Origin of the sequence: Methylobacter sp. BlB1 (assembly GCF_015476545.1) — a bacterium.
In the GTDB taxonomy this organism is placed as follows: domain Bacteria; phylum Pseudomonadota; class Gammaproteobacteria; order Methylococcales; family Methylomonadaceae; genus Methylobacter.
The window spans coordinates 17,283-29,403 of sequence record NZ_JADMKV010000029.1 but is presented as its reverse complement, the minus strand read 5'-3'; the positions used below and the strand labels follow the sequence as shown (position 1 = coordinate 29,403).

10 protein-coding genes are annotated in these 12,121 nt (G+C 48.8%); 1 reads left to right on the top strand and 9 read right to left on the bottom strand.

Going from position 1 to position 12,121, the window contains the following annotated elements; all coding sequences use genetic code 11:
- Positions 1–155 precede the first annotated feature (155 nt).
- Entirely contained in the window at positions 156–773 is a 618-nt protein-coding gene (rlmE, locus tag IT781_RS12395; RefSeq protein ID WP_194970477.1) for a 23S rRNA (uridine(2552)-2'-O)-methyltransferase RlmE, read from the bottom strand.
- Between the two features lie 46 nt (positions 774–819).
- On the opposite strand from rlmE, the gene yhbY reads away from it, so the two are divergent.
- Complete coding sequence (gene yhbY, locus IT781_RS12390) at positions 820–1,086, top strand: ribosome assembly RNA-binding protein YhbY (RefSeq protein ID WP_194970476.1); 267 nt, start codon at positions 820–822, stop codon at positions 1,084–1,086.
- A gap of 60 nt (positions 1,087–1,146) precedes the next feature.
- On the opposite strand, the gene greA is transcribed toward yhbY, so the two are convergent.
- The 8 genes from greA to hrcA all read right to left on the bottom strand — a co-directional run bounded on the left by greA (position 1,147) and on the right by hrcA (position 12,010).
- Complete coding sequence (greA, locus tag IT781_RS12385; RefSeq protein WP_194970475.1) at positions 1,147–1,623, bottom strand: transcription elongation factor GreA; 477 nt, start codon at positions 1,621–1,623, stop codon at positions 1,147–1,149.
- A gap of 81 nt (positions 1,624–1,704) precedes the next feature.
- Entirely contained in the window at positions 1,705–4,923 is a 3,219-nt protein-coding gene (gene carB, locus IT781_RS12380) for a carbamoyl-phosphate synthase large subunit (protein WP_194970474.1), read from the bottom strand.
- Positions 4,924–4,959: 36 nt separating this feature from the next.
- A complete protein-coding gene (gene carA / locus IT781_RS12375) occupies positions 4,960–6,090 on the bottom strand; it encodes a glutamine-hydrolyzing carbamoyl-phosphate synthase small subunit (RefSeq protein WP_194970473.1) in 1,131 nt (376 codons plus the stop codon).
- 103 nt (positions 6,091–6,193) lie between these two features.
- Positions 6,194–7,003: a 4-hydroxy-tetrahydrodipicolinate reductase gene (dapB, locus tag IT781_RS12370; RefSeq protein ID WP_194970472.1), complete on the bottom strand. Its 810-nt coding sequence runs from the start codon at positions 7,001–7,003 to the stop codon at positions 6,194–6,196.
- Positions 7,004–7,008: 5 nt separating this feature from the next.
- Positions 7,009–8,142: a molecular chaperone DnaJ gene (dnaJ, locus tag IT781_RS12365; protein WP_194970471.1), complete on the bottom strand. Its 1,134-nt coding sequence runs from the start codon at positions 8,140–8,142 to the stop codon at positions 7,009–7,011.
- 127 nt (positions 8,143–8,269) lie between these two features.
- The gene (gene dnaK, locus IT781_RS12360; protein ID WP_194970470.1) at positions 8,270–10,195 is read right to left on the bottom strand and encodes a molecular chaperone DnaK; all 1,926 of its coding nucleotides are present in this window, start codon (positions 10,193–10,195) and stop codon (positions 8,270–8,272) included.
- Between the two features lie 68 nt (positions 10,196–10,263).
- Positions 10,264–10,884, bottom strand: a complete 621-nt coding sequence (gene grpE, locus IT781_RS12355; RefSeq protein WP_194970469.1) for a nucleotide exchange factor GrpE — start codon at positions 10,882–10,884, stop codon at positions 10,264–10,266.
- 70 nt (positions 10,885–10,954) lie between these two features.
- A complete protein-coding gene (gene hrcA / locus IT781_RS12350; RefSeq protein WP_194970468.1) occupies positions 10,955–12,010 on the bottom strand; it encodes a heat-inducible transcriptional repressor HrcA in 1,056 nt (351 codons plus the stop codon).
- Positions 12,011–12,121: the final 111 nt, after the last annotated feature.

Sequence of the window (12,121 nt, the reverse complement as noted above, 5' to 3'; positions counted from 1 at the left end):
GGCCGAACGGCTCACGGTTTAAAAAACTGACTAATTATATCAGGAATAATCTTTTTGACAGTGCCTATTTATCTGGAATTCACCAGCTATGAAAATAAAATTTCCACCACACCTAGTAATCTCCTTATTATCTAAATACTAAGGGCTATAAATGATTATTTAAACCCTTTGGCCAAAATATATACTTCATTACTTCTTGGTCTTGAAGCTTTTGGTTTTCTAATGACTACCCTTGAAAAAGATTTCTGCACTTCTTGATAAAACTGCTCAAAGCCTTCGCCATGGAACAGCTTAACCAGAAAAGTACCGCCTTTTGCCAGCACCGCCTTGGCCGTTTCCAAAGCCAGTTCTCCCAAGTAAATGGAGCGCGGCTGGTCTACAGCTTTGTTGCCGCTCATATTCGGCGCCATATCCGACATCACCAAATTAACCTCTGCTCCATCGAGAACGGCATATAACTCATCCAGAACAGCTTGTTCGCGGAAATCTCCCTGTATAAAGTCAACACCTTCAATCGGCTCCATCGGCAAAATATCCAATGCAATAATCTTATTCTTTTTACCGATGATCTCTCGTGCAAACTGCGACCATCCGCCCGGGGCCGCGCCTAAATCGATAATATTCATCCCTGGCTTAATAATTTGATCCTTATCCTGAATCTCATTCAGTTTAAAAACCGCGCGCGATCTATAGCCCTTCACTTGAGCCATTTTGACATATTCGTCACTGAAATGTTCCTGCATCCAGCGGTTGCTACTTTTACTTCGTCCCATTGCCAATTTTTAGTGTAAAATTAAGTTTTTGATTTAGGAATAAAGAGTGAATTCTGCAGATAAGAAAAAACTCCGAGCGCAGGCTCATAGCTTAAAACCCGTAATCATGATCGGCCAATCCGGGCTGACGGCAGCAGTGATGGCAGAAATAGAGCTAGCGCTCGACAGCCACGAGCTTATAAAGGTAAGAATACGTGCCGAACGGGAAGATCGCAAGCAAATTAGCGATAAAATCTGCATGGATACAGGAGCGGCGCTCATTCAAACTATTGGCCAGATTGCTGTCATTTACAGAGTAAACCCCGACAAATAACTCAAACCAAGGCTAAAAATAGGAAGCGCCATGGCTTATATTTTTAGCCTTGAGGCTCAATTAAATATACTTGACCGAAAGGATTTCGTATTCGACATTGCCGCCCGGCGCCTTAACCGTAACAATATCTCCAGCTTCTTTACCAATTAGCGCCCGCGCGATAGGCGATCCGATTGAGATGCGACCATCCTTAATGTTGGCTTCATCTTCACCGACAATTTGATACGTCACTTTCTTTTCCGATTCTATATCTTCTATTTCAACTGTCGCACCGAAAACCACCTTTCCATTCGCATCCAGTTTAGTGACATCAATAATTTGGGCATTGGATAATTTAGCCTCAATTTCGGCAATACGTCCTTCTGCGAAACTTTGTTGCTCACGCGCAGCATGATATTCCGCATTTTCCTTTAAATCGCCGTGCTCACGCGCAGAGGCTATAGACGCAATAATGCGCGGACGAACTACTGATTTCAATTCGTCCAATTCCTCACGCAATTTTTCTGCACCCTTCACGGTAAGCGGTACTTTATTCATTCTGTTACAACTCCAAAAATATTATTCATCCATCCCTTAACCTGGGAATTCAAAACCTGCCTAAGGCAGATCGATCATTAATTAAGTCAGGCTTTTATGCAGATCCTGAAGACTATTCACATTACCGGCATCCAGTTCGCCAAGCGCGTAACAGGCTGCTCTAGCGCCAGCCATAGTCGTGTAATAGGTTACGCGATGCTGCAATGCTTCTCTGCGCATGGTAAATGAATCGGAAATAGCCTTTTTACCTTCCGTTGTATTAATAATCAACTGAACCTGATCATTTTTTATCATATCGACTGTATTAGGTCGACCTTCATTGACCTTAAATACAACTTCACAAGGAATGCCAGCTTCCTTAAGAAACTTAGCCGTGCCGCCGGTTGCGACAATCTCATATTTTTTCTCCACCAGCATTCTTGCAATATCAGGCAGTTTAGGTTTATCAGCATCGCGAATACTGATCAGCACCTTGCCGCTATGATTCAAGTTAACGCCAGCCGCTCGTTGAGATTTGGCGAACGCTTCACCGAACGTCTTTCCAACTCCCATCACCTCACCTGTTGACTTCATTTCAGGTCCCAATAAAGGGTCTACACCTGGGAACTTAACGAACGGGAACACAGCTTCCTTGACCGAATAATAGGAAGGAATACGCTCTTCAGTAATGCCTTGTTGCGCCAACGATTGCCCTACCATGCAGCGCGCCGCAATTTTGGCCAGCGGATAACCTGTGGCTTTGGATACAAACGGCGCCGTACGCGATGCCCTTGGATTCACTTCCAGCACATAGATATCCTCGCCCTGAATCGCAAACTGCGTGTTCATCAAGCCTCTTACTCCCAGAGCCTCTGCCATTTTGGCGACCTGTTCGCGCAATTTGTCCTGAATCTCGGGAGCCAGGTCGTATGGCGGCAATGAACATGCTGAATCGCCTGAATGGATACCGGCCTGTTCGATATGTTCCATCAAACCGCCGATCAATACGCGCTCGCCGTCATAGATGGCATCGACATCCATTTCGACCGCATCATCAAGGAATCGGTCGAGCAAAACCGGCGAGTCATTAGACACTGTAACCGCTTCCTTCATATAGCGCTGCAGGCCTTCTTCATTGAAAACGATTTCCATGGCGCGCCCGCCCAATACATAGGAAGGCCTCACAACCAAAGGATAGCCCAGCTCTTTTGCCGCATTAAGCGCTTGCTCGACAGAACGCGCTGTGGCATTGGGCGGCTGTCTCAAGTCCAATCTTTCCAACAACTTCTGAAACCGCTCACGGTCTTCGGCCAAATCAATTGAATCAGGCGATGTGCCAATAATCGGTACGCCCGCCGCTTCCAGCGCGCGCGCCAGCTTCAGAGGCGTCTGTCCGCCGTATTGAACAATTACACCCTTGGGTTTTTCAATATTGACGATTTCAAGCACGTCTTCCAGGGTTAACGATTCAAAATACAACCGGTCGGACGTATCAAAATCGGTAGAAACCGTCTCAGGGTTGCAGTTGACCATGATCGTTTCATAACCGTCTTCACGCAGCGCCAATGCCGCATGCACGCAGCAATAGTCGAACTCGATGCCTTGTCCGATACGGTTAGGCCCGCCGCCAAGAATAATGATTTTTTCCTTGTCGGAAACGCGTGCTTCGCATTCTTCTTCATAAGTCGAATACAAATAAGCCGTATCCGAGGAGAATTCAGCCGCGCAGGAATCGATGCGTTTGTAGACCGGGCGGATATTCTGTTTATGCCTGACGTTGCGTACTTCCGATTCGGTCGTATCAAGCAGCTTGGCCAATCTTTGATCAGAGAAGCCTTTACGCTTTAACCTGTAAAGCTCACCCTCTTTCAACGTCGACAAGGTTTTGGTCGACAATGATTTTTCGGTCTGCACCAGATCTTCAATTTGCGCCAAAAACCATGGATCGATTTTGGATGCCTCATGCACTTCATCCAGAGTCATGCCGCTACGGAAGGCATCAGCGACATAAAGCAAACGATCTGGCCCTGGATGGCGCATTTCACGCTGCATTTTTTCGCGTGCATCTTCGGCGCTCAAGTCGACAACTTCATCGAGGCCACAGATGCCGATTTCCAAACCGCGCAAGGCTTTTTGCAGCGACTCCTGAAAAGTCCGGCCTATCGCCATGACCTCGCCTACCGACTTCATCTGCGTAGTCAGGCGATCGTCGGCTTGCGGAAATTTCTCGAAAGTGAAGCGCGGCACTTTGGTGACGACATAATCGATCGTCGGTTCAAACGAGGCCGGAGTTGCACCCCCTGTAATCTCATTCTGCAACTCATCCAATGTATAGCCAATCGCCAGTTTGGCCGCGACTTTGGCAATTGGAAAACCAGTAGCTTTCGAAGCCAATGCAGACGAACGAGAAACACGTGGATTCATTTCGATCACGACCATGCGCCCGTCTTCAGGATTGATCGCCACCTGTACGTTTGAGCCGCCGGTATCGACGCCGATTTCGCGCAATACTGATACCGCGACATTGCGTAAAATCTGATATTCCTTATCAGTCAAGGTCTGCGCCGGCGCTACAGTGATTGAATCGCCAGTGTGCACGCCCATCGGGTCGAAGTTTTCGATTGAGCAGACGATGATGCAGTTGTCTTTCGAATCGCGCACAACTTCCATTTCATACTCTTTCCAGCCCAGTACCGACTCTTCAATCAGCAACTCATTGGTCGGAGACAAATCCAGGCCGCGTTCACAAATTTCAATAAACTCTTCCTTGTTATAGGCAATGCCGCCGCCGCTGCCGCCCATGGTAAAAGACGGACGGATAATGGTGGGATAACCGACTTCCTGCTGAGCCGCCAGCGCCTCCTCCATTGAATGCGCAGTCTTTGAGCGCGCCACTTCGAAGCCGATTTTTCGCATGGCCTGATTGAACAGTTCACGGTCTTCGGCTTTGTTGATCGCTTCTTTGGTAGCACCAATCATCTCGACGCCGTATTTTTCCAGCACGCCATGCGCATCCAGCGCCAGCGCGCAGTTCAATGCCGTCTGGCCGCCCATGGTCGGCAGGATGGCATCGGGACGTTCTTTTTCAATAATTTTTTCTACGGTTTGCCAATCGATAGGCTCGATGTAGATGGCATCGGCCATATCCGGATCAGTCATGATGGTAGCCGGGTTCGAGTTGACAAGAATGACGCGATAGCCTTCTTCCCGCAACGCTTTACAAGCTTGCGTACCCGAATAATCAAACTCACAGGCTTGACCAATAACAATCGGGCCTGCGCCCAGTAATAAAATCGATTTTATGTCGGTTCTTTTTGGCATTTCGTTGTTTTGCTTTGCTGATTATTGACTGGCTTGTTACTTGCTGACCTGATCCATCATCTTGATGAAATCATCAAACAATGATTGCACATCATGAGGACCTGGACTTGCTTCAGGATGTCCCTGAAAGCTCATGGCGGGGCAATCGGTCCGCTTGATGCCCTGCAAACTGCCGTCAAATAAAGAATGATAGGTTGCGATCAAGTTAGCGGGAAGCGATGCTTCATTAACCGCGAAGCCATGATTCTGGCTGCTGATCATCACGCGGCCTGTAGATTTTTCCTGTACAGGGTGGTTGCCGCCGTGATGGCCGAATTTCATTTTTTCGGTTTTAGCCCCGCTGGCTAAAGCCAATAACTGATGCCCGAGGCAAATGCCGAATACCGGGATTTTCCTGGCTAAAAATACTTTGATCGCTTCTATGGCGTAAGTGCATGGCTCCGGATCGCCAGGGCCGTTGGATAAAAATACGCCATCGGGATTCATCGCCAGCACGGTTTCCGCGGGCGTGGTTGCAGACACGACTGTAATGCGGCAGCCCCGATTTGCCAATAATCTCAGGATATTGCGCTTAACACCGAAGTCATAAGCGACAACATGCCGGGTCAGGTTTTCAGCTTTAGTGTGGCCGTCTCGCAGATGCCAGACATTTTCAATCCACTCATAAGGCTCGGCGACGGTAACGTCTTTCGCCAAGTCCATGCCTTGCAGTCCCGGGAAAGTATCGATTGCCGCTCTAGCTTCCTCTACATCCACTGATTCCCCGGCCATAATGCAGCCGCGTTGCGCGCCTTTATCACGCAACAGGCGCGTTAATTTGCGCGTATCGACATCGGCGATAGCGACGACGTTATTGTCGATCAGATATTGCTGCAGAGTTTTTTCACAGCGCCAGTTACTGGCCAGCAATGGCAGATCTCTGATGACTAACCCGCTGGCAAAAACGCCGGTAGCCTCGTCATCTTCGTCCGTTGTGCCGACATTACCGACATGCGGGTATGTTAATGTAACAATTTGCCGGGCATAAGACGGATCACTGAGGATTTCCTGATATCCGGTCATAGAGGTATTAAATACGACTTCTCCCACGGAACAACCATCGGCGCCTATGGATACGCCATTGAATACTGTTCCGTCTTCCAACACTAACAACGCAGGCTTACTCAAACACGTCACCTCAAATGTGCAAAACGGGATGAACCCGTAAGGACTCACCCCGTTATAAAAAACAAAATTCTGCTTATTTTACGAGATTATAGCGTTTTGGTCATTAACAATTTTTCAGACCTAAGACATCCTGCATGTCATAAAGACCGGTTTGTTTATCTTTCAACCAAACTGCCGCCCTGACTGCACCATTGGCAAAAGTCATGCGGCTTGTGGCTTTGTGCGTGATTTCCACGCGTTCGCCTTCGTCGGCAAACATAACCGTATGCTCTCCAACGATATCGCCGGCACGGATAGTCGAAAAGCCGATGGTTTTTCGGTCCCGCTCGCCGGTATTGCCTTCACGGCCATAAATCGCACAGTCTTTCAAATCCCGGCCTAGCGCAGCCGCAACTACCTCGCCCATGCGCAAGGCAGTGCCTGACGGCGCATCGATCTTATGCCGATGATGGGCCTCAATGACTTCAATATCGGTATAATCACCCATGACCTTGGCGGCCATCTCCAACAATTTGAGCGACAGATTGACACCGACGCTCATATTGGGCGCCAGCACTATCGCCACTTCTTTGGCAGCCTCTGCAATCCGGACTTTTTGCACATCACTGTACCCGGTCGTTCCGATTACGATTTTTTTGCCGGCCTGGCGGCAAATATCGATATATTCCATGGAAGCATCTGGACGAGTAAAATCGATCAGCACGTCAAACTGGTCAACAACAGACGCCAGATTATCGACGACTTTAACGCCGACAGCGCTAATACCCGCCAATTCGCCGGCATCCTTTCCCACTGCAAGACTCTCAGGCCGAGAGACTGCCGCAGAAAGTTCAGCCTTGTCGGCCAATGCCGCCGCCTTGATCAGACAAAGCCCCATCCGTCCTGTTGCGCCTACTATAGCAATACGAATCATGGTGCTTATCCTGTCAATTTATCAAAAAAGCTTTTTACACCGTCGGTCCATGAGTGTTCCTGAGGACTATGATGCTTGCCACCACCTGACAGGGAATCACCCAACTGTTGAATCAGCTCTTTCTGCTCTTTGGTCAGATGAACCGGGGTTTCAATCTGCACCCGGCACAATAAATCGCCGATAGCGCCGCCGCGTACCGGCTTGACGCCTTTGCCACGCAATCTGAATAATTTTCCGGTTTGCGTTTCGGCAGGAATTTTGAGCATCACTTTGCCATCGAGCGTCGGCACCTCTATCTCGCCCCCCAGACAGGCCGTAGGAAAGCTGATCGGCACTTCGCAGTAAAGATTGGCGCCATCCCGTGTGAAAATCTCATGTTCTTTCACCTGAACCTGCACATACAGATCACCGGCCGGCCCGCCGCGCTCTCCGGCCTCGCCTTCTCCAGCCAAACGAATACGATCGCCGGTATCGACCCCAGCAGGCACCTTGACGGACAAGGTTTTGGTTTCCTGAACCCGCCCCTGGCCATAACATTTGCCGCAAGGATCCTTAATTTGCTTGCCTGTACCGCGGCAAGTCGGACAGGTCTGTTGAACGGAGAAGAAGCCCTGCTGCATTCTGACCTGCCCATGACCATGACAGGTCGAGCAGATAACCGGACTGGAACCCTTCTTGGCGCCCGAACCGCTACATTCACTGCAAACCACCAGTACCGGCACCCGAATTTTAGCTTCGGTTCCGGCGACAGCTTCTTCCAGCGTCAATTCGAGGTTATAACGCAGGTCCGCACCGCGCTGCACAGAACTGCGCGCCCTTCCACCACCGCCAAAAATATCGCCAAACACATCACCGAAAATATCGCTGAAGCTTTCGGCGCCAAAACCACCGCGCCCACCGCCCATGGATGGATCAACGCCGGCATGACCGAATTGATCATAAGCGGAGCGTTTTTTAGGATCCGATAAAACTTCGTAAGCTTCCTTAATCTGCTTGAATTTCGCTTCAGCCTCAGCCTGATTGTCTTTGTTTCTATCAGGATGATACTTCATCGCCAAGCGGCGATAGCTTTTCTTAATCTCTGCATCACTGGCGTTTCTTTCTACACCGAGAAGCTTATAAAAGTCTTCTTTTGCCATGTTCCAATCGTTAGTTTCGTCTTGCTTCGCTTAAATCCATTCCCGAGGACTTACTCAGGAGTGCAAGCATTGCCATAAAGTTATCAGGAACCGCGCCGTTAAAGGCGCGGCATGAACTATGTTTTAATTACTTTTTGTCGTCCTTGACTTCTTCAAACTCGGCATCAACAACGCCTTCATCAGCGGCATGCTCAGAAGCGCCCGCGCCAGCAGACTCGCCGCCTGCAGCGCCGGCTTTCTGAGCATAAACGCGCTCAGCCAGTTTGCCAGACAATTCTGTCAAGGCATTGGTTTTCGCTTCGATCTCAGCTTTGTCATCGCCTTTAACGGCGTCTTTCAGCGCATTGACCGCATTCTCGATCGCGCTTCTTTCATCGGCACCGACCTGATCACCCAGCTCTTTCAGCGACTTCTCCGTAGCATGGATCATACCATCGGCATGATTGCGCGCCGCCACCAGTTCCGCCAGTTTGCGGTCTTCATCAGCATGAGCCTCAGCATCTTTGATCATGCGTTGAACTTCTTCATCTGATAAACCGCTGGACGCTTTAATGACAATAGATTGTTTTTTACCGGTTGCCTTATCTTTGGCCGATACATTCAGAATGCCGTTGGCATCGATATCGAATGCCACCTCGATCTGCGGAATGCCGCGTGGAGCAGGCGGAATGTCAGACAGATCAAAACGTCCCAATGATTTATTGGCAGATGCCATCTCACGCTCACCCTGCAACACATGAACCGTTACCGCAGTCTGGTTGTCATCGGCCGTAGAAAAAACCTGTGAAGCATTGGTTGGAATCGTGGTGTTTTTCTCGATCAGCTTGGTCATGACGCCGCCCATGGTTTCGATACCCAAAGACAACGGAATAACGTCCAGCAACAGCACGTCTTTGACTTCGCCCCCCAGAACACCGGCCTGAATCGCCGCCCCCAAGGCCACCGCTTCATCCGGGTTAACGTCTTTGCGCGGCTCTTTACCGAAAATGTTTTTTACCATTTCCTGTACTTTCGGCATACGGGTTTGACCGCCCACTAGGATCACGTCATCAATTTCAGATGCAGACAAGCCGGCGTCTTTAAGCGCTATTTCGCAAGGACCTTTCGTGCGATTGATCAACTCTTCAACCAGCGATTCCAGTTTTGCGCGGGTCAGTTTAACGTTTAAATGTTTAGGACCTGTTGCATCAGCAGTGATGTAAGGCAGGTTAACATCGGTTTGCTGGGCTGAAGACAGCTCGATCTTGGCTTTTTCCGCCGCTTCTTTCAAACGTTGTAGCGCCAAAGGATCATTATGCAGGTCAACGCCGCTTTCTTTCTTGAATTCTGACGCCAGATATTCAATGACTCTCAAGTCGAAATCTTCGCCGCCGAGGAAAGTGTCACCGTTAGTCGACAATACCTCAAACTGATGCTCGCCTTCTATCTCGGCAATTTCGATGATGGAAATATCGAATGTACCGCCACCGAGGTCATATACGGCAATTTTGGTATCGCCTTTAGGCTTGTCCATACCGAAAGCCAGTGCCGAGGCAGTCGGCTCGTTGATGATACGCTTTACATCCAGCCCGGCAATACGGCCGGCATCTTTAGTCGCCTGACGTTGTGAATCGTTAAAGTAAGCAGGCACCGTGATAACGGCTTCGGTGACTTCTTCGCCCAGATAAGCCTCGGCGTCTTTTTTCAGTTTCATCAAAACACGTGCTGAAACTTCAGGCGCCGCCATTTTCTTGCCGTGCACCTCAACCCAGGCATCGCCGTTTTCAGCTTCGACAATTTTATAAGGCACCATTTTGATGTCTTTTTGCACGACATCATCTTTGAAACGGCGACCGATCAGACGCTTGATGGCAAACAGCGTATTTTTAGGATTGGTTACGGCCTGACGTTTAGCCGATTGACCTACCAATACTTCGTCATCACTGGTAAAAGCGATGATTGACGGTGTCGTGCGAGCGCCTTCGCTGTTCTCGATCACTCTCGCTACGCCGTTTTCTAAAACCGCAACGCAAGAGTTTGTAGTTCCTAAGTCAATTCCAATTATTTTAGCCATTGAAGTCTCCAGACTTGAATATGTAAATGTTAAAAGTTGTTCTTAATATGGGGATTGTTTTATCTTCTTCAAGCCTGTTTATTATTGCTTGGTGTATCTTCTGCCGGTTTTTCGGAGGCTTTGGCAACCACGACCATGGCAGGGCGCAACAAACGTCCGTTCAGTAAATAGCCTTTTTGAAAAACATTGACCACGGTATTAGGCTCGACGCCCTCTACGACCTGCATGGCCATAGCTTGATGGTGCTCGGGATTAAAAGGCTGGCCGACCGGATCAATCGTTTCAATGTTAAATTTGGCGAACACCGATTCGAATTGTTTGATCGTCAATTCGCTGCCAACGCGAAACTTCTCCACTTCAGGGCTATCGCCAGTCGCTGCCTGTAATCCTAATGTCAGACTGTCCAATACCGGCAGCAACTCTTTGGCAAACCCTTCCAACGCAAATTTATGCGCGCTCTCCAGATCTTTCTGCGTCCTTCTCTTCAGGTTTTCCATCTCCGCTTGGGCACGAACTGCCTTATCCCAGTTTTCCTGGGCTTTCTGCTCGGCCTGCGCCAATTGCTGATTCAGTTCTTCAAGAGTTGGCTCTTGCAACAACTGCTCTTCGCTGACAACTTCACCAACTGGCTCTTCATTTTTAGCCTCGGTTTCAACCTGAGATTCAGGCACTTCCTGATCATTACTCATTCGCTATAGCTCCTCAAAATATAAAAATGGGTTATCGCGCCTAATCGCACGAAAGAAAAACAGATGCCAGTTATGATGGGGACGATGATTTTGGATTCAAGGCGGCGCCTAATAATTTTGCCGTAATATCGACATAGGGGATAACTTTCTCATAAGCCATGCGTGTCGGCCCGATGACGCCCAGCACACCCACCACCTCATCACTAATCGAATAAGATGATGTAACCAGGCTGCAGTGATCGAATGCCTGATAGCCGGATTCTTCGCCGATAAAAATCTGCACGCCTTCTGCATTCATACATTGATCCAGCAAATGAATCACATCCTGTTTTTGACTGAATGCTTCAAATAATTTTTTCAGCCGGTCCATATCCGCCAACTCTGAGAAACCCATTAAATTGGTTTCGCCGGTTAGCACGTAATCTTCTTTTTCACTGTCCTGTTCGAAAGTCAGCTGCGCCATTTTGATCGCATCAAGCATGCCCTGATTCATGCGCGCCTGATCTTCCTTCAACTCTTCAAAAACCGCTTGCCGCACTGAAACCAGACTGCGGCCGCAATAAATTGAATTCAAATAATTGGCCGCCTGCTGCAATTCAGCAGCGCTAAACGCCTTCGCAGTATGAATGATTTTGTTATGGACTTCCTGCTCATTGGTAACAAAAATCACCAATACACGCGTATTGGATAAAGGCAAAAATTCAATATGCCTAAGGCAGAGCATTTCCCGCCTAGGCAAAGTCACGACCCCGGCCATACGGGTCAATTCCGACAGCAGACGAGAGGCGACGCCGATAACATCACCATTATTATCAGTGACTGATAAACCCTGCTGCAATCGAGCCAATTCTTCCGATTTCAAGGGCTTGACTGTCAACAGGCTGTCTACGAACAAGCGATAACCGCTGACTGTGGGCACGCGTCCAGCCGAGGTATGCGGCGAATGCACCAGCCCCAACTCTTCAAGATCGGCCATAACGTTGCGGATGGTTGCCGGACTCAAGTTTAAGCCCGAGTCTTTTGATAAAACCCTTGAGCCCACCGGCTGACCGTCACTGATATAACGCTCAACCAGCGTTTTCAGCAATTGCAGCGACCTTTCGTTTAAAACTTGACCAGTACTCACATCAACCTCTAAAAGATCATAATTAGCACTCCACCCAAGCGAGTGCCAGCGCCGCAAAATATCAGCTCAACGGTTTGTTGTCAATAAAACCCTTTTTCTTAAAACTGTCTA